19 protein-coding genes and 1 pseudogene are annotated in these 20,077 nt (G+C 52.4%); 17 read left to right on the top strand and 3 right to left on the bottom strand.

Going from position 1 to position 20,077, the window contains the following annotated elements; translation table 11 throughout:
- The first annotated feature begins 145 nt into the window (after positions 1-145).
- The 6 genes from BN871_RS02175 (at position 146) to BN871_RS02200 (ending at position 6,561) form a co-directional block, all read left to right on the top strand.
- Complete coding sequence (locus tag BN871_RS02175) at positions 146-1,111, top strand: substrate-binding domain-containing protein (protein ID WP_048744182.1); 966 nt, start codon at positions 146-148, stop codon at positions 1,109-1,111.
- A 27-nt stretch (positions 1,112-1,138) separates the two neighbouring features.
- The gene (locus BN871_RS02180; RefSeq protein ID WP_021877572.1) at positions 1,139-2,428 is read left to right on the top strand and encodes an extracellular solute-binding protein; all 1,290 of its coding nucleotides are present in this window, start codon (positions 1,139-1,141) and stop codon (positions 2,426-2,428) included.
- 279 nt (positions 2,429-2,707) lie between these two features.
- Complete coding sequence (locus tag BN871_RS02185; RefSeq protein WP_021877573.1) at positions 2,708-4,105, top strand: ABC transporter substrate-binding protein; 1,398 nt, start codon at positions 2,708-2,710, stop codon at positions 4,103-4,105.
- Positions 4,106-4,364: 259 nt separating this feature from the next.
- On the top strand, positions 4,365-5,267 hold the full coding sequence (locus BN871_RS02190) for a carbohydrate ABC transporter permease (protein WP_048744186.1): 903 nt from the start codon (positions 4,365-4,367) through the stop codon (positions 5,265-5,267).
- Positions 5,268-5,297: 30 nt separating this feature from the next.
- A complete protein-coding gene (locus BN871_RS02195; RefSeq protein WP_048744188.1) occupies positions 5,298-6,143 on the top strand; it encodes a carbohydrate ABC transporter permease in 846 nt (281 codons plus the stop codon).
- Positions 6,144-6,366: 223 nt separating this feature from the next.
- On the top strand, positions 6,367-6,561 hold the full coding sequence (locus BN871_RS02200; protein ID WP_021877576.1) for a hypothetical protein: 195 nt from the start codon (positions 6,367-6,369) through the stop codon (positions 6,559-6,561).
- 212 nt (positions 6,562-6,773) lie between these two features.
- On the opposite strand, the pseudogene BN871_RS02205 reads toward BN871_RS02200, so the two are convergent.
- Positions 6,774-6,863 (bottom strand): annotated as a pseudogene (locus BN871_RS02205) (DNA-binding response regulator); the annotation flags it as partial.
- A 65-nt stretch (positions 6,864-6,928) separates the two neighbouring features.
- On the opposite strand from BN871_RS02205, the gene BN871_RS02210 reads away from it, so the two are divergent.
- The 3 genes from BN871_RS02210 to BN871_RS02220 all read left to right on the top strand — a co-directional run bounded on the left by BN871_RS02210 (position 6,929) and on the right by BN871_RS02220 (position 9,411).
- Positions 6,929-7,150, top strand: a complete 222-nt coding sequence (locus tag BN871_RS02210; protein ID WP_021877577.1) for a hypothetical protein — start codon at positions 6,929-6,931, stop codon at positions 7,148-7,150.
- Positions 7,151-8,063: 913 nt separating this feature from the next.
- Complete coding sequence (locus BN871_RS02215; RefSeq protein ID WP_021877578.1) at positions 8,064-8,456, top strand: hypothetical protein; 393 nt, start codon at positions 8,064-8,066, stop codon at positions 8,454-8,456.
- 103 nt (positions 8,457-8,559) lie between these two features.
- The gene (locus BN871_RS02220) at positions 8,560-9,411 is read left to right on the top strand and encodes an RNA ligase family protein (RefSeq protein ID WP_232312765.1); all 852 of its coding nucleotides are present in this window, start codon (positions 8,560-8,562) and stop codon (positions 9,409-9,411) included.
- Between the two features lie 32 nt (positions 9,412-9,443).
- Here the strand turns inward: BN871_RS02220 and BN871_RS02225 are convergent, their stop codons facing one another.
- Positions 9,444-9,641: a hypothetical protein gene (locus BN871_RS02225; RefSeq protein WP_048744192.1), complete on the bottom strand. Its 198-nt coding sequence runs from the start codon at positions 9,639-9,641 to the stop codon at positions 9,444-9,446.
- A 133-nt stretch (positions 9,642-9,774) separates the two neighbouring features.
- On the opposite strand from BN871_RS02225, the gene BN871_RS02230 reads away from it, so the two are divergent.
- Positions 9,775-10,407 carry a hypothetical protein gene (locus tag BN871_RS02230; RefSeq protein ID WP_021877581.1) on the top strand — a complete coding sequence of 211 codons (633 nt, stop codon included), beginning with the start codon at positions 9,775-9,777 and terminating at the stop codon, positions 10,405-10,407.
- 312 nt (positions 10,408-10,719) lie between these two features.
- The gene (locus BN871_RS02235; protein WP_048744194.1) at positions 10,720-12,612 is read left to right on the top strand and encodes a right-handed parallel beta-helix repeat-containing protein; all 1,893 of its coding nucleotides are present in this window, start codon (positions 10,720-10,722) and stop codon (positions 12,610-12,612) included.
- A 130-nt stretch (positions 12,613-12,742) separates the two neighbouring features.
- Here the strand turns inward: BN871_RS02235 and BN871_RS02240 are convergent, their stop codons facing one another.
- Positions 12,743-14,029: an O-antigen ligase gene (locus BN871_RS02240; RefSeq protein WP_048744196.1), complete on the bottom strand. Its 1,287-nt coding sequence runs from the start codon at positions 14,027-14,029 to the stop codon at positions 12,743-12,745.
- Positions 14,030-14,254: 225 nt separating this feature from the next.
- Here BN871_RS02240 and BN871_RS02245 point away from each other — a divergent pair, with 225 nt between their 5' ends.
- The 6 genes from BN871_RS02245 to BN871_RS02270 all read left to right on the top strand — a co-directional run bounded on the left by BN871_RS02245 (position 14,255) and on the right by BN871_RS02270 (position 20,062).
- Entirely contained in the window at positions 14,255-14,872 is a 618-nt protein-coding gene (locus tag BN871_RS02245; protein ID WP_021877585.1) for a hypothetical protein, read from the top strand.
- Complete coding sequence (locus BN871_RS02250) at positions 14,869-15,336, top strand: hypothetical protein (protein WP_021877586.1); 468 nt, start codon at positions 14,869-14,871, stop codon at positions 15,334-15,336. Before BN871_RS02245 ends, BN871_RS02250 begins: the two co-directional genes overlap by 4 nt.
- Positions 15,337-15,354: 18 nt before the next feature.
- Positions 15,355-16,650, top strand: coding sequence for a hypothetical protein (locus tag BN871_RS02255; protein ID WP_021877587.1), 1,296 nt, complete (start codon positions 15,355-15,357; stop codon positions 16,648-16,650).
- 502 nt (positions 16,651-17,152) lie between these two features.
- The gene (locus tag BN871_RS02260) at positions 17,153-17,422 is read left to right on the top strand and encodes a hypothetical protein (protein WP_021877588.1); all 270 of its coding nucleotides are present in this window, start codon (positions 17,153-17,155) and stop codon (positions 17,420-17,422) included.
- A 278-nt stretch (positions 17,423-17,700) separates the two neighbouring features.
- The gene (locus BN871_RS02265) at positions 17,701-18,234 is read left to right on the top strand and encodes a hypothetical protein (protein WP_048744199.1); all 534 of its coding nucleotides are present in this window, start codon (positions 17,701-17,703) and stop codon (positions 18,232-18,234) included.
- Positions 18,149-20,062 (top strand): phage terminase large subunit family protein, encoded by a 1,914-nt coding sequence (locus BN871_RS02270; protein ID WP_232312767.1) that lies wholly within the window; start codon positions 18,149-18,151, stop codon positions 20,060-20,062. The genes BN871_RS02265 and BN871_RS02270 overlap by 86 nt, the downstream gene beginning before the upstream one ends.
- Positions 20,063-20,077: the final 15 nt, after the last annotated feature.

A 20,077-nucleotide genomic window follows, 5' to 3' on the forward strand; every position in this document is an offset into this window, starting at 1 on the left:
CGGGATCATATCGGGGTGAGCAACGTCAACGAACGGATCGAGCTCGCCTTCGGCTCCGACTACGGCGTCTCCATCGAGAGCGAGCCGGGCGAAGGCACGACCGTCGCGATCAAGATTCCGCAAGTGCGCTGAGGAGGAGGCAATCATGAGAACCAAACGGCTGTGGCTGCCGCTTCTGCTGCTCGGATTCGTCGTCCTGGTCGTCTGGACGGGGCTGGGCCGGGGCGAGGCGTCTCCGCAGGACAACCGGATTGCAATCATTATGAAGACGACCGACGCCAACTCCCATTATTGGCAGACGGTGCGCTCGGGAGCTTTGGCCGCAGCCAAGGAGCTGGAGGTTGCGCTGGAGCTGTCCGGACCGCTGCGCAGCATCGACTCCGACGAGCAGGCGCGGCTGCTGGAAAAAGCGATTGAGCAGCGGCCGCGGGCCATTGTGCTCGCTCCGATCGACGAGGATGCGCTGGCGCCTCAGCTGGAGGAGATCTCCCGTCTGGGCATCAGGCTCATCATCATGGATACGCCTCTCCTGCATCACCGGGCGGACAGCTATGTATCCAGCGACCATGTCGAGGAGGGCAGGGAAGCGGCGGGCATCCTCGCTCCCGGACGCAAAACAAGGCCGGTCTACGCCTTTTTGACCAGCGACGAGAAGTCTCCGGTAGCCATGCAGCGCAGGAACGGGGTTCTGGAAGCACTTCCGGCCGGCTCGGCCTACAACCTCGGCATGATCAATGTCGGCAAATCCGAGGAACAGGCGTACCGGACCGTGAAGTCGCTGACGGCCGCCTATCCGGGGATGAACGGCATTATCGCGCTTACCGACATCGGCGTGGCCGGCGCGGCCAAGGCATTGAAGGAAACCGGTCTCAGCGGCAGCGTCAAGCTTATCGGGTTCGACAGCTCCGTTCCCGAGATCCAGCTGCTCGAGCAGGGAGCCATGCATGCCCTGATCGTACAGAATCCATTCAACATGGGGTTTCTCGGCGTGCAGGCGGCGCTTGATTCTTCCGGCGGAAGCGCGACAGTCGACATTCCTTCCGCCACGATTACCCGAGCCAACATGTATGCGCCGGAAAACCAGAAGCTGTTGTTTCCTTTCGTCTATTAAGAATAGTCCGAAACGAGTTGAACCGAGATGAAGACGCCCCAATGGCGCCGCAGCTGCTTCCGGGCAGCCGCGGCCTGCGCGGCCTCCGCGCTGCTTCTCGCTTCCGGCTGCTCCGGAAAGCAGAATGCGTCCGAGGTGAAGGAGCCTGAAGAGAAGCGGGCTTTGATCAAATTCGTCACCTCCGAATACAGCACGTCGACCAAGCCGATTCTCGACGGCATCGTCAGCCGCTTCGAATCGGAGCATCCCGATATCGACGTCGAGCTCCAGGTCGTCAATTGGGACATCCTGGACGGGGTCTACACAAATATGCTGGCCCAGAACGAGCCTCCGGACCTGTTGAATACGAATTTCTACTCGCACTTCGCCAAGCGGGGCTTGCTCAATGACATGGCCGATATTCTGCCGGAATCCTTCCGGTCGAATCTGTATCCCTTCCTGCTGGAGAAGGACCGCTACAACGGCGTTCAATACGCGATTCCTTATGTCGCTTCCGTGAGAAGCCTATATTACAACAAGGCTTTGTTCTCGCAGGCCGGCATTTCGGGGCCGCCGCATACGTGGGAGCAGCTTGCGGATGACGCCCGGAAGATCCGCCAATATACTCCGGCCCGAGGATTCGGGATCGACATGACCGACAACGAGATCCATGCCAATCTGTCCTATTTTTTCATAGGCGCGGGAGGCGGCTGGCTGAAGGACGGCAAGTGGGCGATCAATCAGCCGGCCAACGTGGAGGGGCTGGAATTCCTCAAGAAGATCTATGACGAAGGCTTGACGGACGAGGAGCCGACGGTGACGACCCGCGACGAGAAGCAGCGCATTCTCGGGGACGACGGACTCGCCATGATGATATCGGGCAACTACTTCAGCTCCGTCGTGCCCAAGGAGTTCCCCGGACTGCAGTGGGGATCGGGTCCGATTCCGGTCAAGGAGGGACAGCCTCCGATGACCTTCGGCGTCCACGACGTGCTGATCTCCTTCAAGACCGCCCATACGGACAAGCAGGCGCTCTCTCAATTCATCCAATTCCTCTACGGCGACGAGCAGTACGTCAGCATGGTGGAGCAGGAGGGCTTCGTTCCGGTCACACGCTCGGCCGGCGATGCGATGTCGGCAGCCGATGCCGCCATGAGAGCGGATCTGCATGCTCTGGCCAGCGCGCAGTTCATCCCGATCGAAAAGCCGGCTTGGGCGAGGGTGATGGATACGGCGCGCAAGCTCGGCAGCGCCGTCCTGTCGGGCCGTTATACGCCCAAAGCCGCTCTCGACGAGCTGCAGAGAGTCGCGCTGGAAGCGGATCGGGAAACCGGATAGCGATTCGGTCGATAATTTCAATGTTAGCTGGATCAAGCTCCAACCATACCTGGAATCAAGCCCCTCAAAAGGGGCTTTTTTTCGTTTTCAGAATCAATATTCATTTTTCCATCAAAATTTTGAATAAAAAAATCATAAAATACTAATGGATTTACGGAAGATATTCAATGGAGAGGAAGCCCTGTTCCCGTTAGTATACAGATAAGCACCTGAAGCAAAGGAAGATGGCACCGAGATCCGGGTGCGGGGAACGTTCCAATTTGGGAGGGGTTATGCTAGATGACTTTCACGGTAAAGAAAACGGCGGCAACCGCAATGGCTGTCGCGATGTCCCTGGCCGTACTGGCCGGCTGCGGCAGCAACAACACTAACGGCAACACGGCGTCAAGCGCTTCTCCTGAGCCGACGGCAAGCGCGCCGGCCGACAATTCGGCCGCCAATGCAGCGGGCAACACAGGCGGCGACGCCCCCGCGACGACCGGTCTGAAGGGCACGTTCGAGATCCAGTACTTCGTCGGCGGTTACGGCGACAAGTGGTGGAAGCAAGTCATCGCCGATTTCCAGAAAGCGAACCCGGACCTGAAAATCGTCGAAGACGCAGGCCCGCAAATCAATACGCAGAACAAGCCGAAGTGGATCGCGGGCACGCCTCCGGACTTCGTCTACATCGACGGACCTGAGCTCAACGACCGCCAGCTGGCGGAAGACGGGCAGCTCGAGGATCTCACCGACTGGATCAAGGACGCCAAAAACGTCGACGGCGTCAAAATCCTCGACCTGCTCGCGCAGCAGCCTCCTTCCTACGACGGCAAGACGTACAACATTCCGCTCGTCCTGAACTCATGGGGCGTGTTCTACAACAAAGCCCTGTTCGAGAAGAACAGCTGGACGGAGCCTACGGACTGGGATTCCTTCATCGCCACTTCCGAGAAGATCAAGGCTGCCGGCACGACGCCGTTTATCCATACGGGCAAATACCCTTACTACATCAACGGCGCCATCCTGTACCCGGCCATCGTATCGGCGAACAACGACGACTACAAGCTGCTCCAGGATATGGGCGACAGCAAGGTCGAAGCGTTCAAGAGCCCGGCCGTCCTGGAAGCTCTGAACAAAATCGTCGAGCTGCGCGACAAGGGCTTCATCGACAAAACGTCCATCTCCATCAACCATACGGATTCGCAAATGCTGTTCCTGCAAAACAAGGACGCCTTCATTCCGAACGGCCTCTGGCTGCCTAACGAAATGTCCAAGGACGTTCCGGCCGACTTCAAATTCGGCTTCATTCCTTCCGTAACGCAAAAAGCCGGCGGAAAAGTCGTGGCCAACACGTCCACGTCCACCGTCGCCATCTCCAAAAACGGCAAAAACAAGGAAGCGGCGAAAGCGTTCCTGCAGTTCATCTTCTCGCAATCCCAAGCATCCAAGTTCGCCGAGCTGAGCGGCGCTCCTTCCAACATCAAGGGCGACATCAGCGCTTCCAACGCTCCTGACTTCGTCAAGCAAGCGGCGGCTTACCTGACGAGCGACAACACGGTCGTCGTGCCGACGGTCACGTTCAACGCCGACGTCGACAAGGCGATGCAGGATGCGACCGACGCCCTCACGATCGGCAAGATCGATCCTCAAGGCTGGGTCGGCCGCGTTGTGAAAGTCGTGGAAAAAGTAAAAAAATAACCGAGCAAAACAAGGACGGACTTGCCCAAGCTTGCGGAATAATCGTGAAGAAACGATAGTGTTCGCCTTTGAAGACGGGTTTCCTTCCGATGAGTCCAGTTCAGGGAAACCCGGCTTCAACAGCGATCGGAACGATTATCCGCCGGCAGAGGCGACATTCCACGTCCATCATTTGCGAGGTCAAGGCAAGTCAGATTGAGGACCATCCTCGGGACAGCTGTCTCGGGGATGCTCCGATTTAAGGGGCGGTGAGTTTGAGATGAATATCGGAAAAGCCAAGCTGCAGAGAAACCTCTTTATCGCGGCGTTCATCATCCCGACATTTCTGTTCTTCTGCGTGTTTACGATTTATCCGCTGATCCAGGCGCTCTACAATTCTTTCTTTGACTGGTCCGGAATGTCGCAGCACAAGGATTACGTCGGGCTGCAAAATTTCAAAGACATTTTCGACGATCCCATTATGCTTACGGCGATCGGCAACGACTATTTCCTCGTCATCGGCAAAATCATCGGCATCATGGCGATCGCAACCTTCTTCGCCGTGGCGCTGACCCGCCTGCGCCTGAAGGGAACCGCCTTTTTCCGCTCCATCTTCTTCATTCCGAACGTGTTGTCCGCCGTCGTCGTCGGCATTTTGTGGAACTTCATCTACAATCCTCAAATCGGCTTTTTGAACGGCTTCCTGTCCCTGTTCACCAGCAGCAAGGTGGAGATCAACTGGCTCGGCTTCGAAAGCCACACGATCTGGATGCTGCTGCCGCCTGCCGTATGGGCGGGCATCGGGTTCTACATGATCCTGCTGATTGCCGCGATCACGAGCATTCCGGCTTCTCTGTACGAGGCTGCTGATATAGAAGGTGCCGGGCAGTGGCATCAGTTCCGGCATATTACGCTTCCCCTCATCTGGGAGCAGATGAAAATCTCCGTCATCAACATCATGATGACGACGCTCAACGGCTCCTTCGTCATCGTGACGATCATGACGGCCGGCGGTCCCGACAACTCGACCCAGGTCATGGGCTCCTACCTGTATCAGCAGGCTTTCAAGCAGGCCCATTTCGGATACGGAGCCGCGATCGGCACGGTCATCCTCATCACATCGCTCATCACGACCCTTCTCCTGCAATGGCTTCTGCGCAAGGAACAGGTGGAAGTCAGCTAGCATCCGATCATATGGAAGGAGAGGGACTACATGCTGCAAAGAACCGTTCATCCGGTGTTCAAATCAATCTTTTATGCTTTCCTCGTCCTGTGGGGAATATCGGTCATCTATCCGCTGTTCTGGACCTTCACCGACTCCCTCAAGAACAACCAGCAGTTCTACTTCAACATGCCATGGTCGCTGCCGAAGTTCCCGCTGCTGTGGTCGAACTTCGAGTATGTATGGACCAATTACAACTTCGGCAAATACTTCATCAATTCCATTGCCGTCACCGCCGGGGCGACCGTGCTCGGACTCGTCCTTGCGGCCATGACCGCTTACACGCTTGCCCGCTACAAGTTTTTCGGCAGCAAGGTGCTGTATACCGTCTATATCTCCTCCATGATGGTGCCGTTTGCGCTTGCCTTGATTCCGCTGTTCTTCCTGGTGAACGATCTGGGCCTTGCCAACAACCGTTTCGGACTGATTCTCGTCTATGCGTCCAATACGCTCGCCTTCGGCATCTTCGTCCTGATCGGCTTCTTCCGGACGCTCCCCAAGGAGCTGGAGGAGGCGGGAGCCATCGACGGAGCCGGCTATTTCGGAACGTTCTTCCGCATCATGCTGCCGCTGTCGCGATCGGGCATCATCAGCGTCGGCATCATCAATGTGCTTGAAATCTGGAACGAGTATATCGTCGGCACGATTCTCGTCATCGATCCGACGAAGTACACGCTGCCGATCGGCCTCGCCGCCATGCAGGTCGAAATGCAGTACAAAACCGAATGGGGACCGTTGTTCGCGGGGCTGCTGTTCACGATCGTGCCCGTCCTGGTCGTATATATCATGGCGCAGCGCCATATCGTCTCGGGCCTTGTGGCTGGCGCGGTGAAATAAAGCTTCATTAAAGAAGGTGAAGGACGATAAGACTTTAAAGAACGGAAAGACCTTGAATCATGCCGCAGTCGGCGAAGCGCCGGGGCGGAGGGTTCAAGGTCGTTTTTTTGGCCGGTTTTCACAGCCGGTTTATATGATAGATTAATTGACATAAAAGAAAGGTGGGAGTATAATCAACTATATCGTGTAAGGTAAGTTTACATAATCAATGGGAGGGTTCCTTATGCTGGATCTGCTGATTCGCCGATTCAACCATCCCGATTTCCCTTCACCGATGGATATGGGACTGTTGAATGGAAAAATCGTTTATTTGCATCCTTCGGACGGAAGTCCGCCGGAAGCGGCCAAGACGATCATGAAGGACGCCGTCATCATCCCTCCGGCCCGGCTTCATCCCGGCATCCCAGCCACATCCTAGTTGCCCCCGACCGAAAGGTCTTCTTGCGGCCGCTTCCGCATTCCTGCGGAGCTGCCGCCTTTTTTTGCTGCCGACATCCCAGGAGACTTGAAGGGCTTGCCGACAAACTCGAAGCGAAGGGGTTCTCCTGCACTTAAAAAACCTTCCCGCCGAATGCGAAAACGCATTCGGCATGGAAGGTTCGTCAAGAGAACTCTCCGGCCTGACGAAGGTCAGATCGTAAGTTCCCCAAGCTTGATCAACTCGACAACCGCTTGCGAACGGCCTTTCACGTTCAGCTTCTGCATCACGTTCATGATATGCTTTCAATCACACATAAATAAAACCGTTGATTGATCATAGAATGTGAACGAGGAGCGAGGAGAAGATGGCTGAAATCAAAGATCGCATAATGGCCACATACCAAGTCGGCGTTCGATGGGAGCAAGAACGCATCCAGATCGAGGCCATGAACAGCACGGACGCGAAGCGCAAGTTTTGCCGGCTGAAGGGCCGCAGCTACAACGATCCATGGTCCGGAGGCACCGTTCTGACGGCTGAACTCATGAAATTCAGTGAACCCAACTTAATTCAAACACAACTCGGGTGAAACTCGCACCCAAACGGGACTCCATTTGCTTTCGGACATGGTATATTTGTATTGTGAGATATCGAGAGAGACACCGACGGAGCGTGAACGCTCTAACCCGACAGCCGGCCCAAGTGGTCGGCTTTTTATATTCCGGTGCAAAGCTCCTCTCGTGATCGCTGCTTCAACGCCGATGTAGGTCTAGCATCAGGCGCAATGCTTTCTCAGGCGCTCAGAATGGCCCCAAATTCGCGTTCCAGCCCGTTCTTCCTCTCCTTGGAAGGGGTCAAACTAAGAACGCCTGTTTGGAGCCATTCTCGGGCGTCTGCTTTTTATCGGTGACAAGCGCCGCGCTCCCGCCGAACATGTGCCGGGTTCCATTCCCGGACCTATAGCGATACGCGGTGCATCACATATACGGCATGCTGCTTCCGCAGCCTCTGCGGTCTGCCCCAGCGCTTTAACGGTCGAGTTCCACTCGGTTCAGTTGGGGTGGGCATATCAATGCGGTATGGCTTCGGCCATGCGACGTGCGAACGGCAGGAGGAAAGCATGTCCACAGACCGCTGCAACCCATAGCGCGGGAGGCACGGCCCCGCACCGCAAAGGCTTCGGCCGCTGAGCCCCCCATTCAGCGGCCACTTATATGCGGGATATTGGATGCTGCGCCTTGCAGCCCCGGATCATGCCCGGGCTCCCGCTCATTCGCTATCCCTATTCGCTATCACTCCGGACCTGCCTATGACCCCCACACAGCCGAGACTGCATCGGCAAAGGCTCGGATCGCAGGCGCTAGCGACGAGCGTCAGTAATCGTCGCACTCTTATCCAAGCTGCTGAGCGGATCAGCTGCTTGGCTGAGGGTGACCGTCAATATTTTCAACTGGAATAAGAACGGGTGTTCGTCATATAATACTCTCCATGAGGTGATACATATGGGGATGAAATGGCCGGACCCAGCGCCGACGGAAAAAGAGCTGGAAATGATCGAAGAGGTCGCGATCTTGGAGATGATGCCGGCGAGGTACGATGAGGCATACGAGCAGCTGGACGCACGAAGGAATATCCTTAACAGACTCTTTGGCTACTGCGTCGGTGGTATGTCGCTCTGGACGCGCAAGAGGCTGGTAGACACACGAAAGGAACTTGGGGTGCTCAGCATCCATGTCCAGCGTCCAAAGGCCGAGAGAGGGGTCATCATCGTGCCCTATAGGTGCAGATCAATTTCAAGCAGCCTGATGCTTGAGCAAGAGGACGCAGAGCGCAAAATCAGAGCGCTGATTGCCGAGTACGGTGATAGCCTCAAGGAGCTACTTGCCGACAAATAGGGGCCCGATTCCGGGCTTTTTTCTTTGCCTATATTTGCTTGCAGGCATCCCATCGGCCGAGTGGTAGAATCGGCATAACAGACCAATGAAGGGAGGTGCAGACGTGAAGGCGCCGCAGGCAATGCTGCTGAGTAAGCGAGAAGAACCATGGGACGATGATCATTATATATTTGAGCCAAAAATCGACGGACACCGCTTGCTCCTGACGCTCTCAAGCGGCGCTGTACGGCTGCACACCCGACATGGTAACGATGTGACAGACCGATACCCCGAGCTGCACAGCGTGCCCGTCAGCGTGGATGACATCGTCCTGGACGGCGAAGTTGCTTACCTCAACCCGGCGACCGGACAGATCGAGTTCGAAACGGTCATGGAGCGATTCAGGTTGACCCGGCCGGAACGGATCCAGGAGGGCATGGCGCGGCTGCCGGTTCACTTCTACGTGTTCGACATCCTGCAGCTCAACGGCCAGGACGTCCGGAGCCGGCCGCTGATGGAGCGCAAGCAACTGCTGGACCAGGTGCTGACCAATACGTCGTTCTTCAGTAAAGTGATGTCGGTCGACGGCAAAGGAACTAACCTCTTCCGGCATATCGAAGCGATGAAGCTCGAAGGGATCGTCGGCAAGCTCAAAAGCAGCCGGTACGTCGGCGAGCGCAGCAAAGACTGGATCAAGGTGATCAACTACGAATACGCCGAGGTCGCCATCACCGGATACCGCCGCGATGAGTTCGGCTGGCTGGTTGCTCATGAGGGCCGTCCGGTCGGAGTCGTGGAGCTGGCGGTGCCGCCTGACCATCGCAAGGCGTTTTATCGGATCGCTCAGCAACTGGTGACCGGGGAGCGTAAGGGGATCGTTTACTTGGAGCCGATGATTAAGGCGAGGGTGCGGTTCCGAAACTGGTACAAGTCCGGCATGCTACGGTCGCCGGAGTTTGTGAGCTTCGTCATATGAGCAAGAGCCCGGGGAGATGATCCCACGGGCTCTTATCGTATCCGGAATTCGCACACGCCGCGCATGTAGTACATGTCGTCGATCTTTACCCGGACCGGATCAACCATCTGGATAATGCCGCCGTAGTCCAGCAACTCGCCGTGCATCCAGACGGACACGGGCGTCTGCGACAACATCGCGACGAAGAAGTGCTTGTTTTGTCTGAGTATCTTGTTCTTTGGGGCGTTCAAGTTGATCCCTCCTGCAGACATCATTCTACAGAATAGATCGACATCCCTCTACCTTTTGACAACATTTGTAGCGGGGAAGGGTTTTTATGGGAGAAAGAGAATTATTATGACTTAATAAAGAAGGAGGGGTACTGTGGTCGGCACAATTAGCTTGGTAACTGCTTTGGAACAATGTGAAAAGATGGATTTACTTATCCAAGAAGTAACCAAGGCAACGGATACTGTTTATCAAGAACTAAAAAGAATTTACATCCAAGAATTAACCGGATCTGGCGAGTTCTATCATGATAAAGTTCAATTTTCAGATCAAGGAAATAATCTTCTATTTGTAGTTTCAGGAGTGGAATTCAACCTAATTAGACTAGATGGAGCAGCTCTCTGCAAAGATTTAACTGAAGGGGATACGGATAAGTTACTTAGTCATGGATCAGTCCGCGCATTAATACTTGATGACCCTCGAGTTAATACAAATTTCGCGGGGTGCATTGTGCTGACCGCTAAACATTCAGAAGGGTACCAAACTTTAATGCGAGTTTTTGTAAACAAAAGCGGACTAATCGCCTTTCAGCAGACTGTTGGATGGATAAATTCTCAAATCATATTTCGTGATGAAAAAATTGAAAGCCTTAAAGATCAATTGTTTCATGGTCCAATAGGTTCGAGATTAACAAATCAATTCGATTTTTGGCACCCAATAGAAAACAAAAAATTCATTGATCATTTATCCGAACTTGGAAGAAATCCTTCTAAAATCGGCTTTTTATAGTAGCTCGCCTTACAAAGCACCTCATTAGGGTGCTTTTTTTATGCCAAAAACGGAAGGAGATCGCCATGAAGAAGTTCTGTAACTGGTTCCTGCGGCATGCTGGCCATGCGCATAATCTGCCGCCGAGGAATCGCAAGGAGCGCAGGCAGGCTTTTTTTGACATACTGTAAGTAAGTCTGCTGGAAGGTTTCGGTGCAACGTTTTCACGGGTATTTTGACCTTTAGAATATCTAATCCCTCAATTGCATAAACTCCGGCATCTCGCATTAAAACCAAGCGGTACATATCTACCCTGGGGGTGATGTAAGTCATATGGCAACAAAGAAAACGGTCAACATGAAGCTTAACGACTGGAACACTCTAGATGTTGCCACTACGAACGATTTGTCTGGAAACTTTGTGGCTATCGATTCAGAGTTCGCTGTCCGAGGCATTAACGCAAACTGGCAGGGAGCGAAAGGCGACAATATGGCAGATGATACGAATGCCTTGATTGCGCTATTCAATACGGTAAAAACCGGGGACACACTGATATTCCCTCCTCGGAGTTACTACAAAACAAACCGGGCGGGCTTTCTCTACACCTTCACCGGCAAGCATGACCTTCAAATAGAGGGAAACGGTGCAACGATTGAAGTTGCGGATCAGGGTTTCAGTTTTACATTCACGAATGGAATTTCGGTATCTAACCTTAAATTGGTACGCGCTAATCAGGCAGTGTGGGGTAGCGGAAAGACGGGGATGTACTTTGGATCTTGCACAAAGGTCGATGTTTCTCGGGTTGAAATATCTAAATTTACAGACGGTATCGCGCTTAGCGAATGCCAGATGGCAAAGATTTATAAGAACACGCTGCATCATCTGGGGGAGGAGCCGATCGTCTCTCGAACGAGCCTACAGGTAACTGTTGAGGCTAATGAAGCCTATGCCTATCTCGGAGATGGCATACTTAATAAAGGCACGCAAGATATGACCATTGAAAGGAACTATTTGCATGACCCTGTGAACAAGGACATCGACTCGTCCCTCTGGTCTTCAATCTCTGGTAGTAGTGAAGCTCCCCTGCAAGGCGGAGGGATTACCTGTAACGCTGAATCCGGCACGTATCCAAATGACAATATGACCATCGTTGACAACCGCATCATCGGAACCATATACGGCGTCATTCTTTCAGGAATTAGCATTGCAAAAGTTACGAAAAACCGGATTACAAACACGACTACAACAGGCATCACGGTATCGGATTCAACTGGATTTAACCCCAACTCAATTCCGGCATATGACATTGATATCTCATACAATTATATCCGAAACGTCAATCCTAGTACCCCGCGAGCCGTCATTCAATTTAAGGCTGGCGCCATACCTGTCAACTATGCCGCGGTGTCCTATAACCGCGTGTACCCAAATGGCCCTCATAAAGCCATCAGTGTAGGCGGTGAAGTAGAAGTCATTGGCAATACGATAAAGGGAGCTGAACAGGGAATTGAACTATTGGATGGTGCTAGTGCCTCTAATAATATTATTCTTGAAGCCTTTCAGACCGACATTGGTCGTGCCATCTCGATGTATAACAACACCAGCGCCATCGATAATACGATTAAGAGCAGCGCGCCAGTCATTCTTTGGGGGAATAACGCGATTGTTTCGCAGAACACAATCATCAACAACTCCAGCATCAATGTGGCTGTTTTGGTCCAGACAAATGCCCGAGGTAACCAAATCATTAATAACACGATTTCCTCGACCGCTTTAAAAGAGATCAGTGCGATCAATTCTGACTGGAGGGACAAAAACACTTATTATGGCTGGATAAGCCGCGGCGGATCTTCTACATACATTCCGCCAGCTTTGTCACGTGTCTCCATAAGACCCACTTCAGTCGATTTAGGGAGGGTTCCAGGGGCTGTTTTCTTTGACACTAACCTAAACAATAGCATCGTATGGTCCGGTGCTAAATGGATTGAAAGCAATTCGGGCCGCGCCGTGCTTAGTGGAGACGGAGTTACCGTGACACTATCCCTCCCGCATGGATTATCAACCAGACCGACAGCTTTCTTTGCAATTCCAGCATCAACGGATGCCGGCATTGCTAAGATCAGAAATATTGACGTCAATGATAGCAGCATTTTAATTCGCTTTGAAACGGCTCCTGCAGCTGGGACGAATAATGTCGTCGTTACATGGTATGCAGAGTCCAAATAAAGAAAAAAGCACTCTCGAGGAGTGCTTTTTCTTATTCCTTTTGGGCTTTCCATTCTTTATAAGCGAAGACGATGAATGATGTTATGACTGCAGAGAATAGCAATTCCATGAAAAGGGAGTGATCCATTTGTTAGTTCCTCCTAAGCAAATTGGTGTTTAAGGCTAGGACAAACGAAAGCAAGAAAGCAATGCTGGTCCAGTAAGCACCCTCATAAAATACGATGTTTACCATAATGGCGACGAAAGCCGCTAGCGTGAATCGCAGCAGGGGCGAGTGATCAATTTGACGATTCATAAATGTCTTGCGAAGAATGGATACAATTCCGGCGAAGAGAACGATGATTCCGAGTATGCCAAACTCATAAAAGAATGTGAAGTATTGATTGTCGATGATGAAGAATTCTGAAAGGAAAATGGATGTGTTATTCTCTCTCATGTCCCAGGACAGCATGCCGTACCCGTGCCCGATTAAGAAATTCAGCAGATTGGAGTGGAGCATCATATCGAGGACATACTTAATGCCACCTGATCTTTGAGCAACTGAGGCTGTACCGCTAGCACCTGAAAATCGCTCAGCGATAGAAGCAATTAGTGATTTTCCATCCATCTGAACAAGGCTCATAACAAGGATTAATGCTACAGCGATAAAAATAAATGCGATGACTTTTGGCATTGAGATTCTTGGAACCCTGATGTTTCTTTTTTGGCCGAAGGAGAAGGCTAAGAATGCAATTGCACCTGCAGCAAGAGCGATGTAACTACTTCGAGAGAAGGTGACGAAAAGGGCTGCGGCGTTGAGGAGAGCAAATACAACATAGATATTTTTTTTCAGGTGGCTGAACAAGGCGAAATTCAGGAAGGTTCCGACCACAAGGAAGTTCCCCATCACAATGGGATGCTGCATCGGGCCGGATACGCGATACAACTCATAACCGCGATTGATACTGTAATACCTCTGGTAGTCGGCATTGAACATCCAGTTAAAGAGTGGATTGAATTTTAGTGCATATTCGATTAGGCAGTAAAAAGCAATGACGTTGAACATGACGGCAATAAACTTGAGAAGCCGATCCCTCACCAAGGTTGTGTTTTTCAATAAAAACGATTTGACGAGGATGTAATTCAGAACAAAGGTGCCAATGAACATCGCTACGGTAGCCATCCGCTTGAGCATATCTTTGTCAAGTGAAAGGGTGGAGCGAAGTCCGAAGTAAAGAAGAAAGCTTGAGAAAATCAACAGGGAAAGCAGCAAGCTGCGCGTGAAAAGGTTACGATGGCTTTGCGTAATGACGAAAAAGAACAACAGCATTCCAAAAGCATAATAGACATATTGGTTTAGAACCAATGGAGAAAAGAACATCATGAAGAAAAAGAAAAACGGGACCACGAGATTAATTAAGATATTGGAGTTGGTCAAGTCAACTTTTTTTCGTTTTCTTCTTGAGCTTGTTTAGCTCTGAAATTCGGTTACCTAATGCTACTGACATCGAGCACACTCCTTAAATGCTACATTATGTATCAAACAGCTAATGTGAATATAGCATCACTTCTAAGCCAGAGGCAACATAAATTTGGAAACTCAGCACCTCTACCCAGGAGGTGCTTTTCTATATATACATCATCTTTGAAGGAGGCGGTATTCATGCCATCTTACGTCTACGTCGGCCCAACCATTCAGGGGCTGAATCAAAATGCGGTATTCAGCAATGGTATTCCTGCATCAATTCAAAGCCTACAAACTCAGCGTCCTGAAATCACATGGCTGATGGTTCCGCTGGACCAGGCCTCTGCAGTCAAGGCAGCGTCCCAAACCGCTGGAACTCCAGAGTACGAGGCGTACAAGCTGCTGGGCGGAGTTGACGTAGCAGGGGCTAGCGATTCGGTAACTCAAAGCCCCACAAAATCGCTTAGCGGCCCTGTAGATGTTTTGTTCCAAGACCGAACTACTTCTCCACAAGCAGGGCAGAGCTATTCTCCAACAGCCGGAAATGCGACCTTGACCTTCGCAATACGAGGGAGTTCGTCGTCACGGACTATCATCTTTGAAATGGCTGATTTCAGTGGAGTGTTTCAAGAAGCCATCTGCTTCAATGCTCTGGATCCGACTAAGTCCCCTGCTTCTCAAACGGTCAACGGAAGCAATGTGGCTCCGGAGAGTTGGCAAGTAGACGTGCCAGCTGGATTTTCTTTCCGAGCAAGAATCGGGGCTGTAACAGGCGGGAATGTAACCATTACAGGCAAAGCGGTGGTTAAATCATGAACCAATATTACGAAACACCCATTCCGAGCAATCAATTTCGATCAGACGGTTCTGTAGCCAAACCGGCTGATGGAATCAACTCAGACGGAAGTCAACGCATTCAAATCGTTGGCACAATGGTTGTGGAAATTTTCTCGGGCAGCAACATTGCGGTTGGGCCAGCCGGTAACGTAACAATCGTGGACAATATCGACTTGAGCAAGTACCGGCACATTGTTGCGGCAGTCATCCTTGATGCTAACCAAGACAGCAGTACGTTCGATATCAAGTATGTACCTAAGGACTCGACATCCAAAGAATATGGTGGATCGCCTGGCGTCCTCTCTTCGGTTCCGACTGCATCCAAGTCCTTCTGGGGAAGTAGGATCGATGTCAGAAGCACTTTGGGACGCATATTCGCTCAAAATAACGGAGCCCAGTCTAGAACCATTCAATCCCTAGTCATTACTGGGTTTACCTCGTAGGAAGGTTGGTGAGCAAGAATGGACTATGGGAAAATTGCATTAGCCCTTGCTGCACCACAGGCAAGTGCTCGTAAAGCAAGAGAGCTGGGGAGTGTATACGTCGGCTGGTTCATAAAAGGAGATGGGACAAGCGACGATGCAAACAACCTGAGGGCAGCTTTTGCATTCGCTCTCTCGATTGGAGCCAGAAAATTAACCTTTCCAGACCTTCCGATGCGGCTTGCATCTACAGTCGAGTTCAACTTTGGGGGACTCTCCGGATTTACGATCGACGCAAGCAACTGCAGGATCATGTTGGATGTCGGCATTACCCAAGGAATTCGCTTGGTCAATGGCCGTAATATCAAAGCAGAGTTTCAGTTTGAAGGTGGCGGTCAATTCACTAAAACTAATCCGGACAATTTCTACAACTTCGCAGGAGAGAATGGGGTAACGGGTGTTGATGCTGCCGTTCATATTCGAGGCATCTCTTCAATGGAATTAGACGTTAGAGCAAACAACTTTGCGGGACGGGTAATTGAAATTAAGACGGCCAATGCTGGCGAACCTAAGACGGAGCTGATGAACTTCGGCAAGCTCTTTCTAAACAACGTTGGCCAATCCTTTTTTGTGAAGGCTGGCAGCGGTCTTGGAAATTTGGGTGAAATGTTTGTTATCGAACGGAATGGCTTTTACATCAGAGCTGACGATGTATCGCTGCCATACTATGAGAACTACATGTATGCAGACCTGAACGGTTGCCGAATTGATACCAGCACGAGTGTTCACCTCGGGACGATTCTGATTGGCGACCGAGGCGTAGACATGATCAGAATTCATAACTGCAAGCGGGTTACCTGGGATGAAATATTTGTGCGTGGCCGTGCGCTCAAGGACATTCCAAATCAAAAAGGAGTGGTTGTTACAAACTCCAGGTATGTATCGGGCCGCATTACATCCATGGATCTTTTGAGCTCAGTACTATACATTGTCGACTCCAAGGATGTGGTCATTACTGGCAGTGATGAGAACAGCAGCGCCGCCTTTAAAGTGGAGAACACTTCCGCAGACAACGACGATATTTCAATCGATTTTCACTGTGAAACCGGAGCAGGAACAATCAACTCTGTGGGGACGTTCAAGAACAACAATTTGAAAGTCGGAGGCAAGCTGCTCAGACTGCTTATACAGGGGAAAAACAATAGTGTCTTCATGAATAGACTGAAAACAATCCAAGATACGAATATGACCAGTGCGTCGGATAGCCAGAATAATGTCACTGCCTTTGTTTGCAACACGACCTTTTCTGATGGTCAGCCAAACAAAGTTATTTAAGAGCAAGCTGGAGATGGAGGAAACGACTATGATCAAAAGCATTGGAGTCAAAATACTGACGTGTCTCGTCGTGCTCTGTTTTGGATGATGACACCATGGAACGACGTCGAGCGTACAGCTTCATTCGCAAATACGGTTGAGCCACTCACTTGCGGGGTGGCTTTTTTCATGCCCAAAAAGAGGGAGGATGTGAGGACTTGACTCACGCAATCTTCTGGGGAGTATTCATTGTATTCATAACGATGTCTTTCCAAGTTGCTCATCGAATGGACAGAGCAAAGCAAGAAGAACTAAGACGAGCCCAGAGAGGCGAGCACCGGAAATAAAAGGCGTCCGCAAGTGTCTGGAAAGAGGAGGGTTAGAATGAACGGTTCAGCGAAAGGCGTATATCCTGGCTTTGTTTATAGTGATTACGACCTCAGGAATGTCAAAGACATCGGAATGACAGAAGAGGAAATCTACGCTGCGATACGCATCTTCAGCAATAGAGAGGAGGCAAAACATGAAGGCCGCAATCAACGGCGTCACGATCGAGGGCACACCGCAGGAGATTGCTGAGTACCAGATGCTGATGGAGAAGCAGAGCAAGCCGTTTACCGGAGTGGCGATCTGCAAGGGGTGCGCAAACACCGGGTTTGGAATCGGAGGAGCATATTGCAGATGCCCAGTTGGAAAGGAGCTGGAACGTGCTGCTGCAAGGCAGGCGGACACACCACGCACTGCTTACCTCCATCAGCAAGGGGAAATCGTTGCTCTAAACGGACCGAATTGATGTCGAAAAGGTGAACGAATGTGTCGAATCCGTGTCGAATCTTCCGTAAATTTTGTCGAATGATGACGAAAAAATAGCCGAGCGGGTCCTTCTGGGGACCTTTTCGACATGCGGGTGCGCGCGACCCCGAAATCCGGCTAGTCACAAATTCAAAAAATCACTTCCGCTTCCTCTTCAGTTGGACCTGAGAGGGGCGGTTTTTTATTATCGCTTCATCTAATGCGATAAAACCGATTTATCACGAAAACAGCCCAAAAGCGGAAGTGAGGTGCTTATTGATGGCGAAAGCAAAGGCGGAAGTTGAATCGTTGCCCAATCGAGAGATTTCCACCGCTGAACTGGCTGCCATCGTGGGCAAATCGACTCGATGGATTCGGCAGCTGACGGGTGAAGGGACCTTGAAACAGGTCGGCCGCGGCAAATATATCCTCACCGATGCTGTCCAGGCGTACATCGAGCATGCTTCCGGCGGCAAAGAAGAGGACAACAAGCCCCGGTATATTGACCACAGGACAGAGCATGAGCGGATCAAGACAGAAAAAGCATCCTTGGAGCTGGCAGAAATGCAGGGTAAATTGCATGCGGCAGAGGACGTGGAGGCGGTCATGAACGACATGCTCGGCTCTTTCCGGCAGCGAATGCGTGCGATTCCGATGCGAATGGCCCCGGAACTGGTGGCTCAGCCTGATCTGAACATCATCAAGGGGCGGCTGGCAGCGGCGATCGATGAAGCATTGGCGGAGCTGGCCGATTACGATCCGGAACGCTTTGCTGAGGAGCGGGCAAGGACTGATCCTGATGTCGGCGAGTAAGAAGCGGACTCAAGCACTCTTCCGACGCATTGCCCGGGTCGTGGCGCCGCCGCCAAAGCTGACCGTCTCCGAATGGGCAGACGAATACCGCAAGCTGTCCTCCGAGGCCTCTGCGGAGCCTGGACAATGGCGGACTGACCGGGCGCCGTATCAGCGCGAAATCATGGATGCCCTGAACGATGACGAGACGGAAACGATCGTTGTCATGTCTTCGGCTCAGGTCGGCAAGACGGAGATTATCCTGAATTCGGTCGGTTACTACATGCACCAGGACCCGTCACCGATCATGGCGGTGCAGCCGACGCTTGAGATGGCTCAGGCCTTTTCGAAGGATCGCCTCTCCCCGATGTGCCGGGATAGTCCGGAGCTCAAGAAGCGCATGGCCGGCTCTAAGGCTCGCGACAGCGGGAATACCGTGCTGCACAAGACGTTTCCAGGCGGACATATCACAATGGCAGGCGCGAACTCCCCGGCATCCCTCGCCAGTCGTCCTATACGCATCGTCGTTCTCGATGAGGTCGACAGGTATCCGGTATCTGCCGGAACCGAAGGCGACCCCGTCACGCTCGTCACGAAGCGCTCCACGACCTTTCACAACCGGAAACGGCTTATGGTCAGCACGCCGACAATTAAAGGCGCATCCCGTATCGAGAGCGCCTACGACAGCAGCAGTATGGAGCAGTGGTGCCTGCCCTGCCCGAGCTGCGGAGAGCATCAACCCTTGGCATGGTCTCAGATCGTCTTTGATGGGGCTCAGATGGCTTGCCGGGAGTGCGGTTGTATCCACGGTGAGCAGGAATGGAAGGCCGGTTCCGGCCGTTGGATTGCCCGCAAAGAGAATCGCAAGGTCCGCGGCTTCCATCTGAACGAGCTCGCGTCACCCTGGAAGCGCTGGGAGACGATCATCGAAGAGTTCAAAGAGGCGAATGCTGGCGGACCTGAGACACTCAAAGCGTGGGTCAATACCTCGATGGGCGAGAGTTGGGAGGAGAAGGGCGAGCAGCTCGATGAGAACTCCCTGTACAATCGCCGCGAGATGTACCACGCTGACGTGCCGGACGGCGTGAAAGTGCTGACGGCTGCCGTCGATACGCAGGACAACCGCTTTGAGGTAGAGGTCCAAGGCTGGGGCGCTGGCCATGAGTCCTGGCGCATCGAGTACCGGGTCATCTATGGGGATCTCAAGCAGCCGCAAGTCTGGAAAGACCTTGACGAGTATCTGCAGCGGACGTGGACGGATGCTGAGGGCCGGCGCTTTCGGATCGCTACGACTTGCATGGACTCCGGCGGTCACTTCACCAATGAGGTGTACAAGTTCTGCAAGGCAAGAGAAGGGCGGAGAATCTTCGCGATTCGAGGCGACAGCCCAGGGGACGGCACATACCTTCCCCTTATCGCCGGCACCTCAGACAACAACCGTTACCGAGCGACGGTTATCCGGCTTGGGGTCGACGAAGGAAAGTCGAAGGTCACTAGCGCGCTTACCTTACCTCTAGCGGACGAGGATGGGAACCGGGTGCCGGGCTGCTGTCACTTCCCGCTGACGACGCCGGAGCGGAACCGGGGCTATGAGAAACAATATTTCGAGGGACTCACCGCAGAGCGCAAAGAAAAGCGCGTTCGCAAGGGGGTCCCTTATTACGTTTGGGTGAAGGTCAAGGTCAGGAATGAGCCGTTTGACCTTGCGGTATACAACCGGGCGGCCATCGAAATTCTGCAGCCGAACCTAGACGCGCCGCTGCCGCCTATTATCCCGGTCGGTACAGCGCCGGCCCCGGCGATGCCACAGCAACGCCAACGCCGCAGAGGCACGACAAGCAGCATATGAGAGGGGAGGTGAAAG

It is taken from the genome of Paenibacillus sp. P22 (assembly GCF_000469945.2).
GTDB classification, from domain to species: domain Bacteria; phylum Bacillota; class Bacilli; order Paenibacillales; family Paenibacillaceae; genus Paenibacillus_O; species Paenibacillus_O humicus.